The sequence below is a fragment of the Streptomyces sp. NWU339 genome (assembly GCF_003143855.1).
Lineage (GTDB): Bacteria > Actinomycetota > Actinomycetes > Streptomycetales > Streptomycetaceae > Streptomyces.
This window is the reverse complement of record NZ_QFRK01000005.1, coordinates 239408-263891: the sequence shown is the minus strand read 5'-3', so window position 1 is coordinate 263891 and position 24484 is coordinate 239408. Positions and strand designations below refer to the sequence as shown.

The window sequence follows — 24484 nt, the reverse complement described above, 5'->3', positions numbered from 1 at the left end:
GCCTGGGACTCGCTGCTTGCCAAGCTGATCGTCACCGTCCGCACCCGCGCCTCGGCGCTTCAGCGCGCCGCCCGCGCCCTGGATGAGTTCACCGTGGAGGGCATGGCCACCGCCCTGCCGTTCCACCGCGCCGTGGTCGCCGATCCGGCCTTCGCCCCCGAGGTGCACGGCCAGGACGGCCCGTTCACCGTGCACACCCGGTGGATCGAGACCGAGTTCGTCAACGAGATCAAGCCGTTCACGGCCGGCCCGGACGGCGAGGCGGAGGCGGAGGCGGACCGGGAGACGGTGGTGGTGGAGGTGGGCGGCAAGCGGCTGGAGGTCTCGCTGCCCGCCTCGCTGGGCATGTCGCTGGCCCGCACCGGGCTGGCGGCCGGCGCCAAGCCCAAGCGCCGGGCGGCGAAGCGGTCCGGGCCGGCCGCCTCCGGCGACGCCCTGGCCTCGCCGATGCAGGGCACCATCGTCAAGGTCGCGGTGGAGGAGGGGCAGCAGGTCGCCGAGGGCGACCTGGTGGTGGTGCTGGAGGCGATGAAGATGGAGCAGCCGCTGAACGCGCACCGCTCGGGCACCGTCAAGGGGCTGAGCGCCGAGGTGGGCGCGTCGGTCACCTCCGGCGCGGTGATCTGCGAGATCAAGGACTGACGGCCCGACCGACCCGCACGACACCCCCGGGCGCCCGGCGGAGCCTCGAAGGCCCCGCCGGGCGCCCGGCGTCATCACCGTCTGCGCAGGTCCGCGACGCGTGCCCGCTCCGCACTCTGGGCCTGTTCGGCCGCTCCCAGGGCCACGGCCGAACGCAGTCCCGGCCCCTGTCGACGCGGCCCCGGCAGCGGCATGTCCCGGCGCTGCTGCTGACGTGCCGGGGCCGCGTCACCCCCCGAGCCCGCGGCACCTCCCGGCGCCCCGGCCACGGCGATCTGCACGCCCTGGTCGGCGAGCGCCTGCAACTCGGTGCCGGCGCGGTCGTCGTGCGCGGGCGGCTCGTCCGTCACCAGGCGGGTGATGACGTCCGTGGGCACGGTCTGGAACATGGTGTCCATGCCGAGCTTGCTGTGGTCGGCGAGGACCACCACCTCCGCGGCGGCCTGCACCAGCGCCCGGTCGACGGAGGCCGACAGCATGTTGGACGTGGACAGCCCCCGCTCCGCGGTCAGCCCGCTCCCGGAGAGGAACGCCCTGGACACCCGCAGTCCTTGGAGGGACTGCTCGGCTCCGCTGCCGACGAGGGCGTAGTTCGAACCGCGGAGCGTACCGCCGGTCATCACGACCTCCACCCGGTTGGCGTGCGCCAACGCCTGGGCCACGAGCAGGGAGTTGGTGACGACGGTCAGACCGGGCACCCGGGCCAGCCGGCGGGCCAGCTCCTGCGTGGTGGTGCCCGCACCGACCACGATGGCCTCGCCCTCCTCCACGAAGCCGGCGGCGAGGTCGGCGATGGCGGTCTTCTCGGCGGTCGCGAGATGTGACTTCTGCGGGAAGCCGGACTCCCGCGTGAACCCGCCCGGCAGTACCGCACCGCCGTGCCGGCGGTCGAGGAGTCCTTCTGCCTCCAGCGCGCGCACGTCCCGCCGTACGGTCACTTCGGAGGTCTGGACGACGCGGGCGAGCTCACGGAGCGACACGGCCCCGTTCGCTCGCACCATTTCGAGGATCAATTGGCGACGTTCTGCAGCGAACACGAAACTGACAGTAACGCCGGCGACCGTCTGCTTTCAGCACTTTGCGCTGAATAGCAGAAGTTGTTCGCGCACCCGACCGCCGAGTGGTATAAGCCCTAGTCGCCTCGCATATGCCGAACACCCATCCGGTAACTCCCCGTGACCGACGGGGAGTTGGTTTCAGCCGCCAGGCTGCCGGGCCGTCAGGCTGCCGGGCCGTCAGACCTCTCCCGCCACCTTGCGCGTGTGCAGCTGCCGTGCCACCTCGGCGATCGACCCCGACAGCGAGGGGTACACGGTGAAGGCGTTCGCGATCTGCTCGACCGTCAGGTTGTTGTCGACCGCGAGCGAGATGGGGTGGATGAGCTCCGAGGCGCGGGGCGCCACGACGACGCCACCCACCACGATCTCGGTGCCCGGCCGGCAGAAGATCTTGACGAAGCCGTCGCGGATGCCCTGCATCTTCGCGCGGGGGTTGCGCAGCAGCGGCAGCTTCACGACCCGCGCGTCGATCTTCCCGGCGTCGACCTCGGCCTGGCTGTAGCCGACGGTGGCGATCTCGGGGTCGGTGAAGACGTTCGACGAGACGGTCTTCAGGTTCAGTGGAGCCACCGCGTCACCCAGGAAGTGGTACATGGCGATCCGCCCCTGCATCGCCGCCACCGACGCCAGCGCGAAGACGCCGGTGACGTCGCCGGCCGCGTACACGCCCGGAGCGGTGGTCCGGGAGACCCTGTCGGTCCAGATGTGCCCCGACTCGCGCAGCCTGACCCCGGCCTCCTCGAGCCCCATGCCCTCGGAGTTCGGGATGGCGCCGACGGCCATCAGGCAGTGCGACCCGGTGATGACCCGCCCGTCGGCGAGGGTCACCTCCACCCGGTCCCCGACCCGCTTGGCGGACTGCGCGCGCGAACGCGCCATGACGTTCATGCCGCGCCGGCGGAAGACGTCCTCCAGCACCGCGGCGGCGTCCGGGTCCTCACCCGGCAGCACCCGGTCGCGCGACGACACGAGCGTCACCTTCGACCCCAGTGCCTGGTAGGCACCGGCGAACTCGGCACCGGTCACACCGGAACCGACCACGATGAGCTCCTCGGGGAGCTCGTTCAGGTCGTACACCTGTGTCCAGTTGAGGATGCGCTCGCCGTCGGGCCGCGCGTCGGGCAGCTCGCGGGGGTGGCCGCCGGTGGCGATGAGCACCGCGTCGGCGGTCAGCGTCTCCTCGGACCCGTCGGCGGCCCGGACCACGACCTTGCGCGACCCGTCCAGGGCCTGCATGCCCTCGAGCCGCCCCCGCCCGCGCAGCACCCGCGCGCCGGCCCGCGTCACGGACGCGGCGATGTCGTGCGACTGGGCCAGGGCCAGCCGCTTCACCCGGCGGTTCACCTTCCCCAGGTCCACGCCCACGACCCGGGCGGCCTGCTCCACGTGCGGGGTGTCGTCGGCCACGATGATGCCGAGTTCCTCGTAGGAGGAGTCGAAGGTGGTCATCACCTCGGCCGTGGCGATCAGGGTCTTCGAGGGCACGCAGTCGGTGAGCACCGACGCCCCGCCCAGACCGTCGCAGTCGACGACGGTCACCTCCGCGCCGAGCTGCGCGGCGACCAGCGCCGCTTCGTATCCGCCGGGTCCGCCACCGATGATCACGATCCGAGTCACATGCTCCATTGTCCCGCACACTTCACCGTGCGACCGTCCGGGGGCCACCCCCGTGGCCCCCCTGTTACCGGAATGGCCCGCGGTGCGGCTGCCGTACGCTCTCCCATATGTCGCTCTACGCCGCGTACGCCGGCAACCTCGACGCGCGGCTGATGTCCCGCCGCGCCCCGCATTCGCCGCTGCGCGCCACCGGCTGGCTGAACGGGTGGCGGCTGACCTTCGGGGGCGAGAACCTGGGCGTGCACTGGCCGAGCGGGTCCACCGACCCGGCCGAGCCCACCGACCCGGTCGCGGGAGGCGGCGCGCTCGCGACGATCGTCGAGGACCACTTCGCCCAGGTCTTCGTCGCGCTGTACGACATCGCCCCCATGGACGAGGAGTCCCTGGACCACTGGGAGGGCACGGGTCTGGACATCTACCGGCGCATCCGCGTCCGCGTCCACACCCTGGACGGCGAGGAACCCGCCTGGACCTACGTCCTGAACGCCTACGAGGGCGGCCTCCCCTCGGCCCGCTACCTCGGCGAGGTCGCCGACGCGGCGGAATCCGCGGGCGCCCCCCACGACTACGTGATGGAACTGCGCAAACGCCCCTGCTGAACCCGCGCCCGAGCCGGGACGTCGAGACCTGGCCCTGGGGCCTGTCCGGCGGATCATGCCGCGGACGCGGGGGCCGACACGCCCTCCCCGAAGCTCTTCGAGCAGGGAACCCCCAGCGGCGTTGTCCTCGGTTGCCCCCCCGAGCTCTCGACGAGCTCGAGCAGGGAGGACCCCCATCGCGTCGACGCCCTCCTCCGCCTCACGGCTGCACGCTCCCCCACTCTCGGCTGCTCCCCACTCTCGACTTCGCTCGAGCGGGAGGGGCCCCATCGCCCCCGCTCACCCGCGCCGACAAGGCGCCGATTCCCTGCGACCTGACCCGCCGGACAGGCCCGAGCCGGCAAGGCATTCCCGGAAACGACAAGACAACGATCGCGGGCCCGTGAGCTTTGACATCTACGCGCGTAGGCGAAGACCGGCTACCCTCATCCGCGTGAACGCTTCTCTTCTTCCGGACGACATCCAGGGCGACCCCCACGCCGCAGCCGACGCCGCAGCCGCGCGCCTGCGCGAGCTCACGGGCGCCGAGACCCACGACGTCGCCCTCGTGATGGGCTCCGGCTGGGCACCGGCCGTGGACGCCCTCGGCTCACCCGACGCCGAGTTCCAGGTCACCGAGCTGCCCGGCTTCCCGCCGCCGGCGGTCGAGGGGCACGGAGGCAAGATCCGCTCGTACCGCCTCGGCGCCAAGAGGGTCCTGGTCTTCCTGGGCCGCACCCACTACTACGAGGGCCGCGGCGTGGCCTCCGTCGCCCATGGCGTGCGCACCGCCGTCGCCGCCGGCGCCAAGACGATCGTCCTGACCAACGGCTGCGGTGGCCTGCGCGAGGGCATGCGCCCCGGCCAGCCGGTCCTGATCAGCGACCACATCAACCTCACGGCCACCTCCCCCATCGTCGGCGCCAACTTCGTCGACCTCACCGACCTCTACTCCCCCCGGCTGCGCGCCCTCTGCAAGGAGATCGACGCCACCCTGGAGGAGGGCGTCTACGCCCAGTTCCCCGGCCCGCACTACGAGACCCCGGCGGAGATCCGCATGGCACGGGTGATCGGGGCGGACCTGGTGGGCATGTCGACGGTGCTCGAGGCCATCGCCGCGCGGGAGGCGGGCGCGGAGGTGCTCGGCATCTCCCTGGTCACCAACCTCGCCGCCGGTATGACCGGTGAACCGCTCAACCACGAGGAGGTCCTCCAGGCGGGTCGGGACTCCGCCTCCCGCATGGGCACCCTCCTGACCCGGGTACTGGGCCGCCTGTAGCCGCCCGCGGCCCCCGGCGGCGGGGGCAGGGGCGGGACGACTCAACCGACCACTCGAGAGGCTGACCGACACGTGCACGACGACCTGACCGCTCGGGCCCGCACCTGGCTCGCCGAGGACCCCGACCCCGAGACCCGTGCGGAACTCGCGGGCCTTCTCGACAAGCTCGAGAGGGAGACCATGGACGGCGCCGGCGCCGGCGCCGAACTCGCCGCCCGCTTCAGCGGCACCCTCCAGTTCGGCACCGCCGGTCTCCGCGGCGAACTGGGCGCCGGCCCGATGCGCATGAACCGCGCCGTCGTCATCCGCGCCGCCGCCGGCCTCGCCGCGTACCTCAGGAAGCAGGGGACCCCCCACGGGGACGACACAGCCGGCCTCGTCGTGATCGGCTACGACGCCCGGCACAAGTCGGCGGACTTCGCCCGCGACACCGCCGCCGTGATGACCGGCGCCGGTCTCCGGGCGGCCGTCCTCCCCCGCCCCCTGCCCACCCCGGTGCTCGCCTTCGCCATCCGGCACCTCGGCGCGGTCGCCGGGGTCGAGGTCACCGCCAGCCACAACCCGCCCCGCGACAACGGCTACAAGGTGTACCTCGGCGACGGGTCCCAGATCGTCCCCCCGGCCGACGCGGAGATCGCCGCCGAGATCGCGGCCGTCCGGTCCCTGAACGACGTGCCCCGCCCCACCACCGGCTGGCAGACCCTCGACGACTCCGTCCTGGACGCCTACCTCGCCCGCACGGACGCGGTCCTGGCCGAGGACTCCCCCCGCGGTGCCCGCACGGTCTACACCGCGATGCACGGCGTCGGCAAGGACGTCCTGCTCGCCGCGTTCGCCCGGGCCGGCTTCCCGGAGCCGGTCCTGGTCGCCGAGCAGGCCGAGCCCGACCCGGACTTCCCCACCGTCGCGTTCCCCAATCCGGAGGAGCCCGGCGCGATGGACCTGGCCTTCGCGAAGGCCCGCGAGGCCGAGCCCGACCTGGTCATCGCCAACGACCCGGACGCCGACCGCTGCGCCGCGGCCGTCAAGGACGCCGGCGGGGAGGGCACCGGCGACGGGGGCTGGCGCATGCTGCGCGGTGACGAGGTCGGCGCCCTGCTCGCCGCCCACCTGGTCCGGCGCGGCGCGAGCGGCACGTTCGCCGAGTCGATCGTGTCCTCGACCCTCCTCGCCCGTATCGCCGAGCAGGCGGGGCTGCCGCACGAGGAGACCCTGACCGGCTTCAAGTGGATCGCCCGGGTCGAGGGCCTGCGCTACGGCTACGAGGAGGCGCTGGGCTACTGCGTCGACCCGGAGGGCGTGCGCGACAAGGACGGCATCACGGCCGCGCTGCTCCTCGCCGAGCTGGCCTCCGAGCTGAAGGCGGAGGGCCGTACCCTCCTGGACCTCCTCGACGACCTCGCCGTGGCCCACGGCCTGCACGCGACCGACCAGCTGTCGGCCCGCGTCGAGGACCTGTCGCTCATCGCGGACGCCATGCGCCGCCTGCGCGAGAACCCCCCGACCGCACTGGCCGGCCTGCGCATCACCCGGGCCGAGGACCTGACCCGCGGCACGGACACCCTCCCGCCCACCGACGGCCTGCGCTACACCCTCCAGGGTGCCCGCGTCGTCGTCCGCCCGAGCGGTACGGAGCCGAAGCTGAAGTGCTACCTGGAGGTCGTCGTCCCGGTCACCGCCCGGGCCGACCTGCCCGCGGCCCGCGCCAGGGCGGCCGCCCTGCTGACCGCGATCAAGCAGGACCTGAAGACGGCGGCCGGTATCTGAGCGGTCGAGAACCGGAGGGGTCCGCGGGCAGCGGTTCTGCGGGCCGCGGACCGCGGACCCCTCCGGTCGTTGCTCCCGGACTCAGGCGACGGCCAGCAGGACCGTCAGCAGGATCACCCCGGCGAGCGTCGGGGCCAGGACCTCGTAGGACCAGCGCACGCTCACCTCGCCCTGCGCGCTCCCCGCGGTCTGCCGGTCCTCGTGCAGCTCGCGCAGTTCGTCCATCGCGCGGTCGCTCGGCGCCCGCTCCGGCCCTTCCGGTCCGCCCGGCACGGGCGCGGCACCCCCGCGCCGGGACGCGCCGCCCGCCCTCGGGGCCTGCCCCGCGGTGCGGACGTCGACGCCCTGCGCCCGCTCGCCCGCGGCCCGCATCTCCCGCCGCGCGGCCCGCTTGCGGGCCCGCAGGGACACGGGCAGGGCCCACAGCTGGTACTTGGTGCCGGCGTCGGAGACGACCTCGTTGGTGTAACCGGCGCGCAGTGCGGCGACCCGGCCCCAGGGCAGCACGATCGTGCGGAAGGGATTGCGGACGCGCAGCCGGTCGTCGCCGGCGTACACGGCGGGCAGCAGGGTGTAGGCGACCACCGGGGGCGCGGTCGCCAGCAGCGTGGCGAGCGCCAGCCACGGGGCCCGGCCCTCACCGGTGACCACGGCGTCGACGCAGAGCCAGCCGACGATCGCCAGCAGCAGCACGCCACCGGCGATGCCCGGGGTCGACCGGTACACCCGGTCCTCGGCCTCGGGGCCCTCGGGCCCGTGCCCGCTCTCGGGCTCCGGGGCGGACGGCTGCTGCGCTGGGGTGTTCATGCCTCCGATTCTGCCCGACGGGTCCGCACGCGCCGGTGGGTGGTGGGCGGGTCGGAAACGGGCAGGAGGGCTGTACAGCCGCTACGCGCGTAGATATGCTCGGCTGGTGACCATGTCCTCCACTGCACCACACGCTCTCAGCGACGTCACCGCGTCCGACGGCACACTGCGTCGCTTCCTGCACGGGCTGCCCGGGGTCGACGCGGTCGGCCTGGAGGCGCGTGCCGCCTCGCTCGGCACCCGCTCGATCAAGACGACCGCGAAGGCGTACGCCATCGACCTCGCCATCTCGATGGTCGACCTGACGACGCTGGAAGGCGCGGACACCCCGGGCAAGGTCCGGGCGCTCGGCGCGAAGGCGGTCCGCCCCGACCCGACCGACCGCACGACCCCCGCCACGGCCGCGGTCTGCGTCTACCCCGACATGGTGGCCACGGCGAAGGAGGCCGTCGCCGGCTCCGCGGTCAAGGTCGCCTCCGTCGCGACCGCCTTCCCGGCAGGCCGCGCCCCGCTCGCGGTCAAGCTGGCCGACGTCCGGGAGGCCGTCGCCGCCGGCGCGGACGAGATCGACATGGTCATCGACCGCGGCGCGTTCCTCGCCGGGAACTACCTGAAGGTGTACGACGAGATCACCGCCGTGAAGGAGGCCTGCGGGGCGAGTGCCCGGCTGAAGGTCATCTTCGAGACGGGCGAGCTGTCGACGTACGACAACATCCGCCGGGCGAGCTGGCTCGGCATGCTGGCCGGCGCGGACTTCATCAAGACCTCGACCGGCAAGGTGGCGGTGAACGCCACGCCCGCGAACACCCTCCTGATGCTGGAGGCGGTCCGCGACTTCCGCGCGCAGACCGGCGTCCAGGTCGGGGTGAAGCCTGCCGGCGGCATCCGTACCAGCAAGGACGCGATCAAGTTCCTCGTCCTGGTCAACGAGACCGTCGGCGAGGACTGGCTGGACAACCACTGGTTCCGCTTCGGCGCCTCCTCCCTGCTGAACGACCTGCTGATGCAGCGCCAGAAGCTGGCCACCGGCCGCTACTCCGGCCCCGACTACGTGACGGTGGACTGATCACCATGGCACCTGTTTTTGACTACGCACCGGCGCCCGAGTCCCGCTCGGTCGTCGACATTGCCCCGTCATACGGCCTGTTCATCGACGGCGAGTTCACCGAGGCCGCCGACGGCAAGGTCTTCAAGACCGTCTCCCCCTCCACCGAGGAGGTCCTCTCCGAGGTCGCCCAGGCCGGTGAGGCGGACGTGGACCGCGCGGTGAGGGCCGCGCGGAAGGCCTTCGCGAAGTGGTCGGCGCTGCCCGGCGCCGAGCGCGCCAAGTACCTGTTCCGCATCGCCCGGATCATCCAGGAGCGCAGCCGCGAGCTGGCCGTCCTGGAGACGCTGGACAACGGCAAGCCGATCAGGGAGACCCGGGACGCCGACCTCCCCCTGGTCGCCGCGCACTTCTTCTACTACGCGGGCTGGGCCGACAAGCTCGAGCACGCCGGCTACGGGGCGAACCCGAGGCCGCTGGGCGTGGCCGGCCAGGTCATCCCGTGGAACTTCCCGCTCATGATGCTGGCGTGGAAGATCGCCCCGGCGCTGGCGACCGGCAACACGGTGGTCCTGAAGCCCGCCGAGACGACCCCGCTCTCCGCGCTCTTCTTCGCGGACATCTGCCGTCAGGCGGGCCTGCCCAAGGGCGTCGTCAACATCCTTCCCGGATACGGCGACGCGGGCGCCGCGCTGGTGGCCCACCCGGACGTGGACAAGGTGGCCTTCACCGGTTCCACCGCGGTCGGCAAGCAGATCGCGCGGACGGTCGCCGGAACCCGCAAGAAGGTCACGCTCGAACTGGGCGGCAAGGGCGCCAACATCGTCTTCGACGACGCCCCCGTCGACCAAGCGGTCGAGGGCATCGTGAACGGCATCTTCTTCAACCAGGGCCAGGTCTGCTGCGCGGGCTCGCGCCTGCTGGTCCAGGAGTCGATCCAGGACGAGCTGCTGGACTCCCTCAAGCGCAGGCTGTCCACGCTGCGCCTGGGCGACCCGCTGGACAAGAACACCGACATCGGCGCGATCAACTCCGCGCAGCAACTCGAACGCATCACCTCGCTCGTCGAGCAGGGCGAGGCGGAGGGCGCCGAGCGCTGGTCGGCGGCCTGCGAACTCCCGGAGAACGGCTACTGGTTCGCGCCGACGCTGTTCACGGGCGTCACCCAGGCGCACACGGTCGCCCGCGACGAGATCTTCGGCCCGGTGCTGTCGGTGCTCACCTTCCGCACCCCGGACGAGGCCGTCGCCAAGGCCAACAACACGCCGTACGGCCTGTCGGCGGGCATCTGGACGGAGAAGGGTTCCCGCATCCTGGCGGTGGCGAACAAGCTCCGCGCGGGTGTCGTCTGGTCCAACACGTTCAACAAGTTCGATCCCACCTCGCCGTTCGGCGGCTACAAGGAGTCGGGCTTCGGCCGCGAGGGCGGTCGCCACGGCCTGGAGGCATACCTCGATGTCCGATAAGTCCGAGAAGATCGAGAAGGCCGAGAAAGTCGAGAAGGCCCAAAAGGTCGAGAGGACCGAACCGCGGCTCTCGGTCTTCAAGACCTACAAGCTGTACGTCGGCGGGAAGTTCCCGCGTTCCGAGAGCGGCCGGGTGTACGAGGTGTCTGACGCGAAGGGCAACTGGCTGGCCAACGCACCGCTCGCCTCCCGCAAGGACGCCCGGGACGCGGTGGTCGCCGCCCGCAAGGCGTTCGGCGCCTGGTCGGGCGCGACGGCGTACAACCGGGGCCAGATCCTCTACCGCGTCGCGGAGATGCTGGAGGGCCGCAGGGACCAGTACGTCCGTGAGGTCGCCGAGGCCGAGGGACTGTCGAAGTCCAGGGCGGCCGAGCAGGTGGACGCGGCGGTCGACCGCTGGGTCTGGTACGCGGGCTGGACCGACAAGATCGCCCAGGTGGTCGGCGGCGGAAACCCGGTCGCGGGCCCGTACTTCAACCTGTCCTCCCCCGAGCCGACCGGTGTGGTCGCCGTCCTGGCGCCCCAGGAGTCGTCCTTCCTGGGACTGGTCTCGGTGGTCGCCCCGGTGATCGCCACCGGCAACACGGCGGTCGTGATCGCGAGCGAGCGGTCCCCGCTGCCCGCCCTCTCCCTGGGCGAGGTCCTGGCCACCTCCGACCTGCCCGGCGGTGTCGTCAACGTCCTCTCCGGCCGCACGGCGGAGATCGCCGCGCCGCTGGCCGCGCACCAGGACGTCAACGCGATCGACCTGGCCGGCGCCGACGAGGTGCTGGCGAAGGAACTGGAGATCGCGGCGGCGGACAACCTCAAGCGCGTCCTGCGTCCACAGCCTGTGGACGACTGGTCGGCGACCCCGGGCACGGACCGCATGACGGCCTTCCTGGAGACCAAGACGGTCTGGCACCCGACGGGCTCCCTGGGCGCCTCGGGCTCCGCCTACTGACCCGGGCACCCCTCCGCATCCCGGAGAGCCGCGCCCCCTCCACCCGAGGGGGCGCGGCTCTCCGCCGTCGCCCTGCCCCCGGGTCAGCCGCCGAGCGCCCCCGCCGCCCGGCCGACCACCGGGACGCCGTCGACCGAAGGGGCTTGGGCGACCGGGCCGGTCACCGTGCGCGAGTCCACCGGCTCGAAGTCGGCGACCTGGGTACGGACGCCGTTGTCGAGGGGGTCGACGCCGGTTCCGGCGAGCGGGTTGGGCTTGAGGCCGGCGACCGGACCGACGGCGTGCCCGGCTGCGCCGGTCAGGTCCAGCGGGGAGCCGGAGTCAGCCGCTGCCGCCGCCGTCGCACCCACCCCCAGGACCGCCCCCGCGGCCGCGAGCGTGGCCAGGGCGCGCCGGACGGTCGGCTTCTTGGGTGCGTCGTGTCGGGCCATTGCTGTTGCCACCTTTTACTTCCCTCGGTAACTGTACCGACGCGCAGCGTAATGGAAGTGTGACGCGTGCTTCAAAGCCGGTCCGCACGGTCGTGGAACACCCGTTCCATGCCTCAGACTGGTGTCCCGTGAGTTCCCAGTCGCCCATGTCCGCGCGAGTCGTGCTGCTCTGCGGCCCCTCCGGCTCCGGCAAGTCCCTCCTCGCGGCCCGCTCCGGTCTTCCGGTGCTGCGTCTCGACGACTTCTACAAGGAGGGCGACGACCCGACGCTGCCTCTGGTGGCGGGCGGCTCCGACATCGACTGGGACCACCCCGGCTCGTGGGACGCGGACGCCGCCGTCGCCGCCATCGACCGGCTGTGCCGCACGGGCCGTACGGACGTGCCCGTGTACGACATCTCCCTCAGCGCCCGGACCGGTGCGGACACGGTCGACATCGGCGGCGCCCCGCTGTTCGTCGCGGAGGGCATCTTCGCCGCGGAGATCGTCACGCGCTGCGGCGAACTGGGCCTCCTGGCCGACGCGCTGTGCCTGAGCCGCGGCCCGGTGAAGACCTTCCGCCGCCGCTTCCTGCGGGACCTCAGGGAGGGGCGCAAGTCCGTACCCTTCCTGCTGCGGCGCGGCTGGCGGTTGATGCGGCTGGAGCGGACGATCGTCGCCCGCCAGACCTCGCTCGGCGCGTACGCCTGCGACCGCGACGAGGCCCTGAGCCGCCTGGCGGCGGCGGGGGTCGGCGTTGGCGGGCAGGGTGGGGCGGACACGCGCACCGAGGACTCGGGCGCGAGGTCGACCGCGCAGTCGGCGTAGTCGGCGCGAACCCGGGGCGTACGCACAAAGGGGCTGGACTGGAAAGGCCCCCCGGCCCTCCAGTCCAGCCCTTTTATGCTCCCCCGTGTTCCCCCGGTTCCCCCTGGGATCCCCCGATCCCCTCGGTTCCCCGTTTTCCCCTTCCCCCGTTGTCCCCTTCCCCCGTTGTCCCCCTGTTCCCCCGTTCCCCCGTACCTTCAGGCGACCAGTTCGCCGAAGGCGTCCTCCCGGTCACGGCCGAAGCTGAGGACCTCGTCCTCGCGCAGCCGGCGGAGCGACCGCCAGATGCTGGACTTCACCGTGCCGACACTGATGCCGAGGATGTCCGCGATCTCCGGGTCCGTGCGGCCCTCGTAGTAGCGCAGGACCAGCATGGTGCGCTGGAGCTCGGGCAGCCTCGCCAGCGCCTGCCACAGCACCGCGCGCAGCTCGGTGCCGCGCATCGCGTCCGTGTCGCCGACCGTCTCCGGCAGCTCCTCGGTCGGGTACTCGTTCAGCTTGCGGCGGCGCCACGCGCTGATGTGCAGGTTGGTCATGGTGCGGCGGAGGTATCCGCCGACCGCGGCCTTGTCGCTGATCCGGTCCCACGCCCGGTAGGTCGAGAACAGCGCGCTCTGCAGCAGGTCCTCGGCCTCGAAGCGGTCGCCGGTCAGGTGGTAGGCGGTCGCGTACAGGGAGGCGCGTCGTTCCTGGACGTAGGCGGTGAACTCCACCTCCGACAGCGAACTGCGCTCCCCCTCTGCCTCCCCGTACCCGCTTCCCCCGGGTGTTTCCCCCGTGTTGGTTTCCCCCGTGGGCGCGTCAATCACCGTCATGTAGGCGGTGTGACGCCCGGCGCCGCGAGCGCACCCCCGTTTGCCCAGGGCACCGGACTTCTCACCGGCTCGGTGCACGTCGTGCAGACGCGTGACAACCGCGCTGGAGCTGGTGCCGTGCAGCGTGTTCATCTCGCGCCCCCCGTCGTGGACTTCCGGTGTCTTCATGTGCTGTTGTGCTGGTGACGAAAATCCTGCCCGGGCGACTTCATGGCCGTGTCCGCCGACTGTCACAGAGCTGTCACAGGGGCCGCCGCGCCGGGCTCCGGTCGTCGACCGCGGCGCCCAGACGGATGTCGGCGCACGTGGCCGTCCGTGTGCGGGTCCCACGGGCTTCTGCCCCCACGGGTCGAACCGGGAGCCCTCCATGGGACAGAATGAGCCCGTGCCTTCCCTGTTGCTGATCGAGGACGACGACGCCATCCGCACGGCCCTGGAGCTCTCACTCACGCGCCAGGGCCACCGCGTGGCGACCGCTGCCAGCGGTGAGGACGGACTGAAGCTGCTGCGCGAGCAACGGCCCGATCTGATCGTGCTGGACGTGATGCTGCCCGGCATCGACGGATTCGAGGTGTGCCGGCGCATCCGGCGCACCGACCAGTTGCCGATCATCCTGCTGACCGCGCGCAACGACGACATCGACGTGGTGGTCGGCCTGGAGTCCGGTGCCGACGACTACGTGGTCAAACCCGTGCAGGGCAGGGTGCTGGACGCCCGGATCCGGGCGGTGCTGCGCCGCGGGGAGCGGGAGTCCAACGACGCGGCGACCTTCGGCAGCCTGGTCATCGACCGCTCGGCGATGACCGTGACGAAGAACGGCGAGGACCTCCAGCTGACCCCGACCGAGCTGCGGCTGCTGCTCGAACTGAGCCGGCGGCCCGGCCAGGCGCTGTCCCGGCAGCAGTTGCTGCGGCTGGTGTGGGAGCACGACTACCTGGGCGACTCGCGTCTGGTGGACGCCTGTGTCCAGCGGCTGCGCGCCAAGGTCGAGGACGTGCCGTCGTCCCCGACCTTGATCCGTACCGTGCGCGGTGTCGGCTACCGACTGGACCCGCCTCAGTGACACAGGAGCACCAAGGGAGTTCCCGCGGCTGGTCCGCGGCGCGCAAGGGGGTCTGGTCGCGGCTGCGCTTCACCAGTCTGCGGCTTCGGCTGGTGGTCGTGTTCGGGCTGGTCGCGCTCACCGCCGCGGTGTCCGCGTCGGGCATCGCGTACTGGCTCAACCGCGAGGCGGTGCTCACCCGCACCCAGGACGCGGTGCTGGGCGACTTCGAGCAGGAGATGCAGAACCGGGCGGGAGCGCTGCCGGAGCATCCGACGCAGGAGGAACTGCAGCACACCGCGGGCCAGATGGCCAACAGCAGTCAGCGGTTCTCGGTGCTGCTGATCGCCGAGAACCCGCAGGGCCGCACGGTGTACGGCAGTTCGGGCGGGCTGAGCGGCTTCTCGACCCAGGACGTGCCGACCTCGCTGCGCAAGGCGGTGAACGAGCGGCAGAAGATCACCTCGACCAACAAGCATCCCTACCGCCTGTACTGGCAGCGGATCGTCCACGGCGGCACCCCCTATCTGGTGGCGGGCACCCGGACGACCGGCGGCGGGCCGACCGGCTACATGCTCAAGTCGCTGGAGCCGGAGGCCAAGGACCTCAACTCGCTGGCCTGGTCGCTGGGTATCGCCACCGGTCTCGCCCTGATCGGCTCCGCACTGCTGGCGCAGGCCGCGGCGACGACCGTGCTGAAGCCGGTGCAGCGGCTCGGGGTCGCCGCCCGGCGGCTCGGCGAGGGCAGGCTGGACACCCGGCTGAGGGTGTCGGGGACGGACGAACTGGCCGATCTGTCACGGACGTTCAACAAGGCGGCCGAGGCGCTGGAGAAGCGGGTGGCCGACATGGCCGCGCGGGACGAGGCGTCCCGCAGGTTCGTCGCGGACATGAGTCACGAACTGCGCACTCCGCTGACCGCGATCACGGCGGTGACGGAGGTCCTCGAGGAGGAGCTGGAGTTCGAGGGCGGTGGCATCGACCCGATGATCGAGCCCGCCGTACGGCTCGTGGTCAGTGAGACGCGGCGGCTCAACGACCTGGTCGAGAACCTGATGGAGGTCACCCGCTTCGACGCGGGCACCGCCCGTCTCGTCCTCGACGACGTCGACATCGCCGACCAGATCACCGCCTGCATCGACGCCCGTGCCTGGCTGGACGCGGTGGAGCTGGACGCGGAGCGCGGCATCCACGCCCGGATCGACCCGCGTCGGCTGGACGTGATCCTGGCCAACCTCATAGGCAACGCGCTCAAGCACGGTGGCTCGCCGGTACGGGTGTCGGTGCGCGTGGACCGCGAGGACGGCGACGACGGCGCAGCTCTTGTGAGCGGTGGGGCCGGTGGGGGCGGTCCGGAGGGCGGGGAGCGCGAGGACGGCACCGGGGAAGACACCGGGGCGAGCGCCGAGGACGGAGACACCGTGGTCGGGGACACCATGGCCGGAGGCGCCGTGGTCATCGAGGTGCGGGACCAGGGGCCGGGCATCCCCGAGGACGTCCTGCCGCATGTCTTCGACCGCTTCTACAAGGCCAGTGCCTCCCGGCCGCGTTCCGAGGGCAGCGGCCTGGGCCTGTCCATCGCACTGGAGAACGCCCATGCCCACGGTGGCGAGATCACCGCGGCCAACTCCCCCGAGGGCGGGGCGGTGTTCACGCTGCGGCTGCCGCGGGACGTATCCGCCCTGACCGAGCGGGACGACGAACCCGCCGACAACGCCGACAACGCCGGGAACACCGGGAACACCGACAACGCCCGGCGGGACCAGGGCAGCGTCGGCCCTCGGCGGTCGAGCGCCGGAGGGGACGCCCGATGAACATACGCCGGACCGCTCCGCGCCCGACGGGCATACGCGGCATACGCGGTGCACGAGGCACACGACGGCTGCCGGGGCTGCTGGCCGTCACCGCGTTCGGTGTCCTGCTCTCCGGGTGCGGGATCCGGGCCACCGAGGTGCCGACCGACTTCGGTCCGGCACCCTCCCGGGTGCGCTGCTCGCAGGCCGAGGCGGGCGGGGCGGCGCAGCCCGCGCGGGGCCTGCCGGTGCGGGTGTTCCTGCTCTGCGGCTCGTCGCTGATGGCCGTCGACCGGACGGTACGGGTGCCGGAGGGCGCGGCGGACTCCGGGCAGCGGCGCGCCCTGGTGGCGCAGGGCCTGCTGGACCAGCTCTCGGCGCCGCCGACGCCCGCCGAGAAGGAGGCCGGGTACACCACGAACGTACGGGGCGGGATGGCCGTGAGCGGTCCGCGGTCCGACGACCCGGAGGACGCGCTGCGCCTGAGCACCGCGCCGGGGAGCCTGACGTCCTACGCGCTCGCGCAGATCGTCTGCACCTTCTCCGACTCGGCGGCGGCCGAGGGAGACGGCTCGGTGGTCCTGGGCGGCCAGGACGACGGTCCGCCGCGCCGCTACCGGTGCACGGACGAGGTCCGGGCCCGCCCGGGCGGTACGGAGCCCCCGTCCACGGCGGTCACCGAGGGGTGATCCCGGACGGCAGGCGCCACGGACCAGGGCCGGCGGGGCTGTGGCGCATGCCTCACCCGGCGAACGGGGCACTTCCCGGAACCGATCCCGCCGGGCGTCGCGTCTAGGGTTTCGTGCAGCGTCAAGGCCCCGTCGGCGGCACCGCCGCGTCCCGTGTCCGTGTGACAGGAGGTCTCCTCCTGGCCGCGTACCTCGCGTTCGTCGCCTGGTGCACGCTGCGCCCCCTGAACGTCCCCTGGGTGATGCCCGCCAACCTGCGGCTCTTCGACGGCATCCGGGCCGACTTCGCGCTGGGCTGGGGTGCCGGGGCCCGCCGGGTCGGCGAGGGGCTCGCGCTGCTCGCTCCGCTGGGCGTGCTGCTGCCGATGGCGGGGGGCAGGCTGACCGTCTCGCCACTGGGTTCGCTGATCCGCACCATGGCCGCGGCGGCACTGCTGTCGCTGGGCATCGAGATGCTGCAGACCGCGGTGCCCGGCAGGGTCGTGGACGTCGACGCGCTGTTGCTGAACACGGTGGGCGCGGCGCTCGCGCATGTCGCCGTGGTACCGGCGGGCCGCGCCTGGCTGCGCCGCCGGGCCGTACGCCGGTCCGGCGCCGGACTTCTCCAGGAGGAACCGGCTCAGGGTCGGACCCCGACGATTCCCAGGGTCGGGATCGCCCCATGGAGTGATGCTTTGCCCCCTTCGTCTCCGTAGCGTGGAGAGCGGTAGAACAGCCGACGGAAGCCGACGCGGCGCCGTGGGTCACTGAACCGCACACACCACGAAGGAGTCCACGATGTCCCGCCTCGCCCGCCCCACCAACAACCGTGTGATCGGCGGCGTGTGCGCCGCGCTGGCCCGGCGCTTCGGCACCTCCGCGACCACGATGCGCGTGATCTTCCTGGTCTCGTGCCTGCTCCCCGGGCCGCAGTTCCTGGTCTACATAGCGCTGTGGATCCTGTTCCCGTCGGAGGACAAGACGCAAACGGCCTGGTGAGTCCGTGTGCCGCTGCGCGCGAACGCCGATGGGGCGCGCCCCGGACTCGGGGCGCGCCCCATCGGCCGGGGTCCGCGCGGGTGGATCAGGGCGAGTGGGTCAGCCGAGCGGGACCCCGTTGACGGCGACACCCTCCGTGGGCAGCCCCTCCGCGGGCAGGCCCCCAAGCAGACCGCCGACCTGCTCCTGGTAACCCTCGGAGGTCAGCTGCTCGGCGACCGGCCGCGCGGTCGTCATGCCCGTGCCGACCACGTCCTGTCCCGCCTGCAGGGCCCCGTCCGCGCCCGGCGCCACACGGGAGACGTCCTCCGCCGGAAGGCTCTGAGCGACGGTGTCCAGCGCGGCCCCGGCGTTCGGGGCGGCCGGGGCGGCCGGAGCTGCGCTTGCGGTACCCGCGCCGACGGCGGCGAAGACGGCGCCGAGAACGGCGACACCGAGGGTCTTGGCAGCAGACTGCTTCATGAAATGCGTCCTCGAAATGGAATGGGGGGAAAGAGCGGTCCTCGACCGTAAACACCCGGCGCCACCCGCCGCAAACCTCGAGATGCGGACGATGGGTGAAGGCCGCCCGCCCTCCCGGAATCCGCGGACGCCCCGGTCAACCCCCTTCAGCCACAGAACCGCTGGTGGAGGCGGTTTGCCGAAACAGCCATTCGGATTTCAGCTCGGCATATCCGGGTTTGATGACGTCGTTGATCATGGCCAGCCGTTCATCGAAAGGAATGAACGCCGACTTCATCGCATTGACGGAAAACCATTGCATGTCGTCGAGCGTGTAACCGAACACCTCGACCAGGTGCTCGAATTCCTGGCTCATGCTGGTGTGCGACATGAGGCGGTTGTCGGTGTTCACCGTGGCCCGGAAGTGCAGTCGGCGCAGCAGGCCGATGGGGTGCTCGGCGTACGAGGCCGCCGCCCCGGTCTGCAGGTTGGAGCTGGGGCACAGCTCCAGCGGGATGCGCTTGTCCCGGACGTAGGAGGCTAGCCGGCCGAGTTCGACCGAGCCGTCGTCGTGGACCTGGATGTCGTCGATGATGCGCACCCCGTGTCCGAGCCGGTCGGCGCCGCACCATTGGAGGGCCTGCCAGATGGACGGCAGCCCGAAGGCCTCACCGGCGTGGATGGTGAAGTGGTTGTTCTCCCGCTTGAGGTACTCGAAGGCGTCGAGGTGCCGGGTGGGCGGGTAACCGGCCTCGGCGCCCGCGATGTCGAAGCCGACGACGCCCAGGTCCCGGTAGCGGTTGGCGAGTTCGGCGATCTCCAGGGACCGCGCGGCGTGCCGCATCGCGGTGAGCAGCGCGCCGACGCGGATGCGGTTTCCGTCCTCCCGCGCCCGCCGCTCCCCTTGCCGGAAGCCCTCGTTGACCGCCTCGACGACTTCTTCGAGGGTCAGTCCGCCTTCGAGGTGCTGCTCGGGGGCGTAGCGCACCTCGGCGTAGACGACGCCGTCCGCGGCGAGGTCCTCGGCGCACTCGGCGGCGACCCGCACCAGGGCGTCACGGGTCTGCATGACCCCGACGGTGTGCGAGAACGTCTCCAGGTACCGCTCCAGGGAACCGGAGTCGGCGGCCTCGCGGAACCAGAGGCCGAGCTTGCCGGGGTCGCTCTGGGGGAGCCCGGAGTAGTCGGCCTCGCGGGCCAGGTCGACGACGGTGCCGGGGCGCAGGCCGCCGTCGAGGTGGTCGTGCAGCAGCACCTTGGGCGCCCGGCGGATCTGGTCCGGGGTCGGGGTGTTCGCAGTGGTCTGGCTCGTCATTTCGGCACTCTAGGGCCTGTCCGGCGGATCAGGTCTCAGGAAGTCGGCGGCGCCTTGTCGGCGTGGGTGAGCGGCGCGAGGGGTCTCCCTGCTCGAAGAGCTCGGAAAGGGCGTGCCGGCCCCCGCTCCTGCGGCATGATCCGCCGGACAGGCTCCAGCGCCTACGCTCGTAGATCACCGTGTACGAATGTCGATACGTAACGGTGACCGCACGCGAGGGTGGCGTACACCGGGGCTTCTGACACTCTGCTGCCATGTCACAGCAAGCGACGCCGGCGCGCACGGCCCGGTTGGGGAGGGTGCTCGGCCCGAAGCCGAAAGCGGTGGGCGGCGCGGTGCTGCTGCTCCCCGGCGGCGAGCCGGTCTCCAGCCGCAGGCCGTCCCCCGTGGTGGCGGCCGCCTCCGTACGCGCCCTGGGACACCGTCTCGGCCGTGCGGGCCGGGCCGAGGGTCTCGCCGCCCATGTCGTCCACTACCGCTACCGGGGCTGGAACGGCAGTGAGGCGCATCTGGCGCGTGACGCCACCTGGGCCGTGAGCGAGATCGTGCGGCTCTACGGGGATGTTCCCGTGTGCCTGGCCGGTCTCGGCATGGGCGGCCGGGCGGCGCTGCGCGCGGGCGGCCACGAGGCCGTCAGCTCCGTACTGGCGCTGGCTCCCTGGCTGCCCGAGGAGGATGTGGCCGCGGTCCCCGAACCGGTGAAGCAGCTGGCCGGGCGGCAGGTGCTGATCGTGCACGGCACGCGTGACGCGCGGGCCGACCCGGAACTGTCCTTCCGGCTGGCGGCGCGGGTCAAGAAGGCGAACCGGAACGTGTGCCGCTTCGAAGTGCACGCCGACGGACACGGGTTGAACCAGTACCGGGACGAAGTGCTGGCGCTGTGCGAGGACTTCATGATGGGGACGCTGTTCGGGCAGGCGTTCTCCCGTCCGGTGCAGGATGCCCTGGCGGCGCCCCCGCCCCTGGGGCTGCGGATGCCACTGGCCTCGGGGTTCGGCGCGTCGTTACGCCGGTAGACGGTGGGCGGCGGGTCGCGGGGGGGGGTCAGTTCGGGAGCAGGTGGCCCCTTCTCGACAGCAGGAACCTCTTGAAGGCCGCCACCGGCGGGGTGTCCGGGTGGCCGGCCAGCCAGGCGACGCCGATCTCGCGGGCCGCCCGCGGGGAGGTGACGGTCAGTTCCACCACCCCGGGGCGCGGCACGGCCGGCGGGGGCAGCAGGGCGACGCCCAGACCGGCGGCCACCAGGCCCCGCAGGGTCTCCGCCTCCTCGCCCTCGAAGGCGACCCGGGGCCGGAAACCGGCCTGCGCGCAGAGGTCGTCGGTGATGCGGCGCAGGCCGTATCCGGGCTCCAGGGTCACGAACGTCTCGTCGGCGGCCTCGGCGAGGCGGATACGGCGCCGGCCGGCGAGCCGGTGGTCGGCGGGGACGACCAGGCGCAGTTTCTGCTCGTCCAGGCGGCGGGCGACGAGGTCGGGGGCGTCCGGGACCGGGGAGGTCAGGCACAGGTCCAGCTCACCCGCACGGAGGCGCTCCAGCATGGCCTCGCCGTAGTTCTGGACGAGGCTGAAGCGGATGCGCGGGTGGTCGGCGCGGAAGGCGTGCAGCAGGCCGGGCACGGTCTCGGCGCCCATGGTGTGCAGAAACCCGAAGGCGACCTTGCCGGTGGCCGGGTCGGCGTCGGCACGCACCTCGTCGGCGGCCCGCTCGACCTCGGCGAGGGCGCGTTCGACGGAGGCGAGGAAGGTGCGTCCGGCGGGGGTCAGCGAGAGGGTGCGGCCGTGCCGGGCGAACAGGTCGACGCCCAGGTCGTGTTCGAGGCGGACCATGGACCGGGAGAGCGTGGACTGCGGGACCTGCATCTCCTGGGCGGCACGGGTGACGTGCTCCGTGCGGGCGACGCCGGCGAAGTGAACGAGACGTGGCGCGAGCAGCGCGACGATGTCTTCTGTGTCACCGGACGGTGACAGCTGCCTCTGTGACCTCTGCTGATGCACCATGGGAACGATTATCTCGATTCCGTGCATTGGACGGATGAGCGGGGCCGTCCGTAGGTTCGAGGCATGTCTTCCGTCAGTACCGGGGCGTCCACGCGGGTGGACGCCGGCCCGTCCGTCACTTCCTCTCCCTCACCTTCTCCCTCGCCTTCCGCCACGGCGTCCGCCGCCCCGGCCTCCCCGGGCGGCCCCGACTCCCGGATGTCCCCCGGCGGTCCGGGTTACCGGCGGATGAGCCTCGCCCTCTTCCTGGCGGGTGTCGCGACCTTCGCGCTGCTGTACTCCACCCAAGCCCTGCTGCCGCTGATCTCCGGAGACCTCGGAGTGACCGCGGGCGACGCGAGCTGGACGGTGGCGGCGGCCACCGGCGGTCTGGCGCTGTTCGTGCTGCCGATGAGCGCGCTGTCGGAACGCTACGGACGCCGTACGGTCATGACGGCCTCCCTGGCCGTCGCGGTGACCGTCGGGCTGCTGGTCCCCTTCGCCCCGTCGCTGGGCGCCCTGGTGGCGCTGCGGGCGCTCCAGGGGGCGGCCCTGGCCGGGGTGCCCGCGTCGGCGACCGCGTATCTCGCGGAGGAGGTCAGGCCGAAGGCCCTGGTGACCGCGATCGGACTGTTCGTCGCGGGCAACAGCGTCGGCGGGATGAGCGGCCGGGTCGTCACCGGATGGGTGGCGCAGGAGTGGGGCTGGCGGGTCGCCGTCGGCGTGATCGGGATGCTCGCGGTGGCGTGCGCGGTGGCGTTCCGGCTGCTGCTGCCGGCGCCGAGGCACTTCCGGCCGGGTTCGCTGCGCCCGCGGGTGCTGGCCGGCGCGGTCCGGGGCCACCTCGCCAACCCGCTGCTGCGGCGCCTGTACGCGATCGGCGCGCTGTTCATGACGGTGTTCGGCGGGGTCTACACCGTGATCGGCTACCGCCTGAGCGAGGCGCCCTTCTCACTGCCCCAGGGCCTCGTCGGCTCGATCTTCCTGGTCTACCTGGTCGGCACGGTGTCGGCGTCGGCGGCGGGGCGGCTGGTGAACCGGCTGGGCCGTCGGGGCGCGCTGTACGCGGCGGGCGGGACCACCGCGGCGGGTCTGCTGCTGTCCCTGGCCGGCTCGCTGTCCCTGATCCTGCTGGGCCTGGTGCTGATCACCGGGGGCTTCTTCGCGGGCCACGCGGTCGCGTCCTCGGCGGTCGGACGGACGGCCACCGAGGGCCGCGCCCAGGCGTCGGCGCTGTACCAGTCCGCCTACTACATCGGCTCCAGCGCGGGCAGCACGGTCGGCGCGCTCGCCTTCCACTCGGGGGGCTGGGCCGGGACGGTGGGGGTCGGCCTGGTGGCGGTGGCCGGCGTCGTGACCATCACGGTGCTGGGCACCCGGGCGGCCCGGGTGGAACAGCGGCGGCTCGCCCCCGCGTGAGGCCGCGCACGGCCGGCCCGGCGGGCGGAGGATTTCATTCCGCCCGTTGAACTCGCCTCTCCGACCTGCACGTTCGTCCACTCGGAGGGCCGTTGTCAGTGGCCTGCGGTAGCTTCCGAAGTGCTGGGTGCGAAGGCGCGCCGCAGACAGGCCACAGGGGTGGGTGGACGATGACGAACGGCACGGCGGCGACGACCGATCTCGACGCCAGGCTCGAGGCGCACCGCGTCGAGCTGACCGGGTACTGCTACCGGATGCTCGGTTCCTCCTTCGATGCGGAGGACGCGGTGCAGGACACGATGATCCGCGCCTGGCGCAGCTTCGACACGTTCGAGGGCCGTTCCAGTCTGCGCTCCTGGCTGTACCGCATCGCGACCAACGTCTGCCTGGACATGCTGACGGCGGGCAACAAGCGCGCCCGGCCGATGGATCTGACGGAGTCGACCCCGCTGGCCCGGGCGGCCCTCTCGCCGCGGCCGGACCACACCTGGCTGGAGCCGATGCCGGACTCCCGGGTGCTGCCCACCGTCGAGGACCCGGCGGAGGCGGCGGTCGCCAAGGAGTCCGTGCGGCTCGCCTTCATGGCCGCGCTCCAGCAGCTGCCGCCCAAGCAGCGGGCGGTGCTGCTGCTGCGGGAGGTGCTGGCCTGGCGGGCGAGCGAGGTGGCCGAGCTGCTCGACACCTCGGTGGCGTCCGTCAACAGCGCGTTGCAGCGGGCACGGGCGACGCTCGCGGAGCGGCGCCGGCCGGGCGCCGACGCGTCCGTCTCCGACCCGCTGGACGAGGAGCAGCAGAAGCTCCTGGAGCGCTATGTGGCGGCGTTCGAGGGGTATGACATGTCGGCGCTGACGGCGTTGCTGCACGAGGACGCCATCATGACGATGCCGCCGTTCGACCTGTGGTTGACCGGCACCGCCGACATCACGGGCTTCATGACGACGCTGGGCGCCTCCTGCGCGGATTCGCGGCTGCTGCCCCTCCAGGCCAACGGCCTGCCCGGGTTCGCCCACTACAAGCCGGACCCGGAGGCGGGTGGTTTCACGCCGTGGGCGGTCCAGGTGCTGGAGATCTCAGACGGGCGGATCACCGGGTTCCACTGCTTCCTCGACACCCGGCGCTGGTTCCCGCTGTTCGGGCTGCCCCTCCACCTCGAAGCGGAGGCCGACCAGGTCGAGCAGGGAGCATAGGGCGGGGTCGGGGTCGCGCAGCCGTATCCGGCCCCCGGTCCGGCGGGCCAGGAGCTGGAGGCGGGCGAGCAGGTTCACGGCGGCGAGCCCCGGCGGCCCCAGCCCTCCCACGTCACAGACGACGATGACGCCGTCCTGGCCGCCCCCGCCGCCGTCGTCCAGCAGTGCCCGCAGCACTTCGCTCGGCCCGCTCACCCCGTCCCGGGTGACGGGGCCGCGCAGCACGAGTACGGGCGGTGTCTTGGCTTCCACGAGCGGTAGACCGGGCACGGGCGCGTAATTCATCGCGGTCTCTCGCCGGCGTGCGGGCGCCGGGAAGATCACATTGACCCGGACATGACTTTCCCCCGAGAGTTGGGTGTATGCACCACACACCCTCCCCGTCCGCG

Annotated in this window: 25 protein-coding genes; 16 read left to right on the top strand and 9 right to left on the bottom strand. The window is 72.3% G+C overall.

Annotated features, from left to right (window positions below):
- Nucleotides 1-642 (top strand): biotin/lipoyl-containing protein (locus DIZ27_RS09325; RefSeq protein ID WP_146228921.1); only part of this gene is annotated, 642 nt, incomplete at its 5' end.
- Between the two features lie 74 nt (nucleotides 643-716).
- Here DIZ27_RS09325 and DIZ27_RS09320 read toward each other — a convergent pair.
- Together DIZ27_RS09320 and DIZ27_RS09315 are read right to left on the bottom strand one after the other, a co-directional pair.
- Entirely contained in the window at nucleotides 717-1679 is a 963-nt protein-coding gene (locus DIZ27_RS09320) for a DeoR/GlpR family DNA-binding transcription regulator (RefSeq protein WP_258308310.1), read from the bottom strand.
- A gap of 198 nt (nucleotides 1680-1877) precedes the next feature.
- On the bottom strand, nucleotides 1878-3326 hold the full coding sequence (locus DIZ27_RS09315) for an NAD(P)H-quinone dehydrogenase (protein ID WP_109377846.1): 1449 nt from the start codon (nucleotides 3324-3326) through the stop codon (nucleotides 1878-1880).
- Between the two features lie 98 nt (nucleotides 3327-3424).
- Between DIZ27_RS09315 and DIZ27_RS09310 the strand changes: the two genes are divergently transcribed.
- The 3 genes from DIZ27_RS09310 to DIZ27_RS09300 all read left to right on the top strand — a co-directional run bounded on the left by DIZ27_RS09310 (nucleotide 3425) and on the right by DIZ27_RS09300 (nucleotide 6941).
- Nucleotides 3425-3916, top strand: a complete 492-nt coding sequence (locus DIZ27_RS09310) for a gamma-glutamylcyclotransferase (protein ID WP_109377845.1) — start codon at nucleotides 3425-3427, stop codon at nucleotides 3914-3916.
- A 433-nt stretch (nucleotides 3917-4349) separates the two neighbouring features.
- Entirely contained in the window at nucleotides 4350-5174 is an 825-nt protein-coding gene (locus DIZ27_RS09305; RefSeq protein WP_109377844.1) for a purine-nucleoside phosphorylase, read from the top strand.
- Between the two features lie 72 nt (nucleotides 5175-5246).
- Complete coding sequence (locus DIZ27_RS09300) at nucleotides 5247-6941, top strand: phospho-sugar mutase (protein WP_109377843.1); 1695 nt, start codon at nucleotides 5247-5249, stop codon at nucleotides 6939-6941.
- An 81-nt stretch (nucleotides 6942-7022) separates the two neighbouring features.
- On the opposite strand, the gene DIZ27_RS09295 is transcribed toward DIZ27_RS09300, so the two are convergent.
- On the bottom strand, nucleotides 7023-7748 hold the full coding sequence (locus tag DIZ27_RS09295) for a PH domain-containing protein (RefSeq protein ID WP_109377842.1): 726 nt from the start codon (nucleotides 7746-7748) through the stop codon (nucleotides 7023-7025).
- 112 nt (nucleotides 7749-7860) lie between these two features.
- Between DIZ27_RS09295 and deoC the strand changes: the two genes are divergently transcribed.
- The 3 genes from deoC to DIZ27_RS09280 are packed head-to-tail and all read left to right on the top strand — an operon-like array spanning nucleotide 7861 to nucleotide 11202.
- Nucleotides 7861-8814: a deoxyribose-phosphate aldolase gene (gene deoC / locus DIZ27_RS09290; RefSeq protein ID WP_109377872.1), complete on the top strand. Its 954-nt coding sequence runs from the start codon at nucleotides 7861-7863 to the stop codon at nucleotides 8812-8814.
- Nucleotides 8815-8819: 5 nt separating this feature from the next.
- Nucleotides 8820-10259 (top strand): aldehyde dehydrogenase family protein, encoded by a 1440-nt coding sequence (locus DIZ27_RS09285; RefSeq protein WP_109377841.1) that lies wholly within the window; start codon nucleotides 8820-8822, stop codon nucleotides 10257-10259.
- Nucleotides 10249-11202 (top strand): aldehyde dehydrogenase, encoded by a 954-nt coding sequence (locus DIZ27_RS09280; RefSeq protein WP_181383449.1) that lies wholly within the window; start codon nucleotides 10249-10251, stop codon nucleotides 11200-11202. Before DIZ27_RS09285 ends, DIZ27_RS09280 begins: the two co-directional genes overlap by 11 nt.
- 83 nt (nucleotides 11203-11285) lie before the next feature.
- On the opposite strand, the gene DIZ27_RS09275 is transcribed toward DIZ27_RS09280, so the two are convergent.
- Nucleotides 11286-11633 (bottom strand): hypothetical protein, encoded by a 348-nt coding sequence (locus DIZ27_RS09275; RefSeq protein WP_109377840.1) that lies wholly within the window; start codon nucleotides 11631-11633, stop codon nucleotides 11286-11288.
- Nucleotides 11634-11761: 128 nt separating this feature from the next.
- On the opposite strand from DIZ27_RS09275, the gene DIZ27_RS09270 reads away from it, so the two are divergent.
- Nucleotides 11762-12439: a uridine kinase gene (locus DIZ27_RS09270; protein WP_258308309.1), complete on the top strand. Its 678-nt coding sequence runs from the start codon at nucleotides 11762-11764 to the stop codon at nucleotides 12437-12439.
- 197 nt (nucleotides 12440-12636) lie between these two features.
- Here the strand turns inward: DIZ27_RS09270 and DIZ27_RS09265 are convergent, their stop codons facing one another.
- Nucleotides 12637-13386 carry a SigE family RNA polymerase sigma factor gene (locus DIZ27_RS09265; RefSeq protein ID WP_109377870.1) on the bottom strand — a complete coding sequence of 250 codons (750 nt, stop codon included), beginning with the start codon at nucleotides 13384-13386 and terminating at the stop codon, nucleotides 12637-12639.
- Nucleotides 13387-13639: 253 nt separating this feature from the next.
- Here DIZ27_RS09265 and afsQ1 point away from each other — a divergent pair, with 253 nt between their 5' ends.
- From afsQ1 to DIZ27_RS09240, 5 genes are all read left to right on the top strand, one after another.
- Nucleotides 13640-14317 (top strand): two-component system response regulator AfsQ1, encoded by a 678-nt coding sequence (gene afsQ1 / locus DIZ27_RS09260; protein ID WP_158101933.1) that lies wholly within the window; start codon nucleotides 13640-13642, stop codon nucleotides 14315-14317.
- Nucleotides 14314-16110 carry a HAMP domain-containing sensor histidine kinase gene (locus tag DIZ27_RS09255; RefSeq protein WP_109377838.1) on the top strand — a complete coding sequence of 599 codons (1797 nt, stop codon included), beginning with the start codon at nucleotides 14314-14316 and terminating at the stop codon, nucleotides 16108-16110. The genes afsQ1 and DIZ27_RS09255 overlap by 4 nt, the downstream gene beginning before the upstream one ends.
- Nucleotides 16107-16778: a hypothetical protein gene (locus DIZ27_RS09250; protein WP_258308308.1), complete on the top strand. Its 672-nt coding sequence runs from the start codon at nucleotides 16107-16109 to the stop codon at nucleotides 16776-16778. The genes DIZ27_RS09255 and DIZ27_RS09250 overlap by 4 nt, the downstream gene beginning before the upstream one ends.
- 113 nt (nucleotides 16779-16891) lie before the next feature.
- Nucleotides 16892-17473 carry a VanZ family protein gene (locus tag DIZ27_RS09245; RefSeq protein WP_109377837.1) on the top strand — a complete coding sequence of 194 codons (582 nt, stop codon included), beginning with the start codon at nucleotides 16892-16894 and terminating at the stop codon, nucleotides 17471-17473.
- 82 nt (nucleotides 17474-17555) lie between these two features.
- A complete protein-coding gene (locus DIZ27_RS09240; RefSeq protein WP_109377836.1) occupies nucleotides 17556-17756 on the top strand; it encodes a PspC domain-containing protein in 201 nt (66 codons plus the stop codon).
- Nucleotides 17757-17855: 99 nt separating this feature from the next.
- On the opposite strand, the gene DIZ27_RS09235 is transcribed toward DIZ27_RS09240, so the two are convergent.
- Together DIZ27_RS09235 and DIZ27_RS09230 are read right to left on the bottom strand one after the other, a co-directional pair.
- On the bottom strand, nucleotides 17856-18218 hold the full coding sequence (locus DIZ27_RS09235) for an ATP-binding protein (protein ID WP_109377835.1): 363 nt from the start codon (nucleotides 18216-18218) through the stop codon (nucleotides 17856-17858).
- Nucleotides 18219-18354: 136 nt separating this feature from the next.
- Nucleotides 18355-19512 (bottom strand): adenosine deaminase, encoded by a 1158-nt coding sequence (locus DIZ27_RS09230; protein WP_109377834.1) that lies wholly within the window; start codon nucleotides 19510-19512, stop codon nucleotides 18355-18357.
- Nucleotides 19513-19766: 254 nt separating this feature from the next.
- Between DIZ27_RS09230 and DIZ27_RS09225 the strand changes: the two genes are divergently transcribed.
- Nucleotides 19767-20528: an alpha/beta hydrolase gene (locus DIZ27_RS09225; protein WP_109377833.1), complete on the top strand. Its 762-nt coding sequence runs from the start codon at nucleotides 19767-19769 to the stop codon at nucleotides 20526-20528.
- A 28-nt stretch (nucleotides 20529-20556) separates the two neighbouring features.
- Here DIZ27_RS09225 and DIZ27_RS09220 read toward each other — a convergent pair whose 3' ends face one another.
- Nucleotides 20557-21510 (bottom strand): LysR family transcriptional regulator, encoded by a 954-nt coding sequence (locus tag DIZ27_RS09220; RefSeq protein WP_109377832.1) that lies wholly within the window; start codon nucleotides 21508-21510, stop codon nucleotides 20557-20559.
- Between the two features lie 63 nt (nucleotides 21511-21573).
- Here DIZ27_RS09220 and DIZ27_RS09215 point away from each other — a divergent pair, with 63 nt between their 5' ends.
- Nucleotides 21574-22908 carry an MFS transporter gene (locus tag DIZ27_RS09215; protein WP_109377831.1) on the top strand — a complete coding sequence of 445 codons (1335 nt, stop codon included), beginning with the start codon at nucleotides 21574-21576 and terminating at the stop codon, nucleotides 22906-22908.
- A 170-nt stretch (nucleotides 22909-23078) separates the two neighbouring features.
- Entirely contained in the window at nucleotides 23079-24095 is a 1017-nt protein-coding gene (locus DIZ27_RS09210; protein ID WP_109377830.1) for a sigma-70 family RNA polymerase sigma factor, read from the top strand.
- Here DIZ27_RS09210 and DIZ27_RS09205 read toward each other — a convergent pair.
- Entirely contained in the window at nucleotides 23979-24380 is a 402-nt protein-coding gene (locus DIZ27_RS09205; RefSeq protein WP_146228920.1) for an STAS domain-containing protein, read from the bottom strand. The genes DIZ27_RS09210 and DIZ27_RS09205 overlap by 117 nt on opposite strands.
- Between the last annotated feature and the right edge of the window lie 104 nt (nucleotides 24381-24484).

Bases quoted from the DNA above. Each gene is read 5' to 3' on its own strand.
- DIZ27_RS09315 (WP_109377846.1), bottom strand. From the start codon at position 3,326: ATGGAGCATGTGACTCGGATCGTGATCATCGGTGGCGGACCCGGCGGA.
- DIZ27_RS09310 (WP_109377845.1), top strand. From the start codon at position 3,425: ATGTCGCTCTACGCCGCGTACGCCGGCAACCTCGACGCGCGGCTGATG.
- DIZ27_RS09295 (WP_109377842.1), bottom strand. From the start codon at position 7,748: ATGAACACCCCAGCGCAGCAGCCGTCCGCCCCGGAGCCCGAGAGCGGG.
- deoC (WP_109377872.1), top strand. From the start codon at position 7,861: ATGTCCTCCACTGCACCACACGCTCTCAGCGACGTCACCGCGTCCGAC.
- DIZ27_RS09285 (WP_109377841.1), top strand. From the start codon at position 8,820: ATGGCACCTGTTTTTGACTACGCACCGGCGCCCGAGTCCCGCTCGGTC.
- DIZ27_RS09280 (WP_181383449.1), top strand. From the start codon at position 10,249: ATGTCCGATAAGTCCGAGAAGATCGAGAAGGCCGAGAAAGTCGAGAAG.
- DIZ27_RS09275 (WP_109377840.1), bottom strand. From the start codon at position 11,633: ATGGCCCGACACGACGCACCCAAGAAGCCGACCGTCCGGCGCGCCCTG.
- DIZ27_RS09265 (WP_109377870.1), bottom strand. From the start codon at position 13,386: ATGAACACGCTGCACGGCACCAGCTCCAGCGCGGTTGTCACGCGTCTG.
- DIZ27_RS09250 (WP_258308308.1), top strand. From the start codon at position 16,107: ATGAACATACGCCGGACCGCTCCGCGCCCGACGGGCATACGCGGCATA.
- DIZ27_RS09240 (WP_109377836.1), top strand. From the start codon at position 17,556: ATGTCCCGCCTCGCCCGCCCCACCAACAACCGTGTGATCGGCGGCGTG.
- DIZ27_RS09235 (WP_109377835.1), bottom strand. From the start codon at position 18,218: ATGAAGCAGTCTGCTGCCAAGACCCTCGGTGTCGCCGTTCTCGGCGCC.
- DIZ27_RS09230 (WP_109377834.1), bottom strand. From the start codon at position 19,512: ATGACGAGCCAGACCACTGCGAACACCCCGACCCCGGACCAGATCCGC.
- DIZ27_RS09225 (WP_109377833.1), top strand. From the start codon at position 19,767: ATGTCACAGCAAGCGACGCCGGCGCGCACGGCCCGGTTGGGGAGGGTG.
- DIZ27_RS09220 (WP_109377832.1), bottom strand. From the start codon at position 21,510: ATGGTGCATCAGCAGAGGTCACAGAGGCAGCTGTCACCGTCCGGTGAC.
- DIZ27_RS09215 (WP_109377831.1), top strand. From the start codon at position 21,574: ATGTCTTCCGTCAGTACCGGGGCGTCCACGCGGGTGGACGCCGGCCCG.
- DIZ27_RS09210 (WP_109377830.1), top strand. From the start codon at position 23,079: ATGACGAACGGCACGGCGGCGACGACCGATCTCGACGCCAGGCTCGAG.
- DIZ27_RS09205 (WP_146228920.1), bottom strand. From the start codon at position 24,380: ATGAATTACGCGCCCGTGCCCGGTCTACCGCTCGTGGAAGCCAAGACA.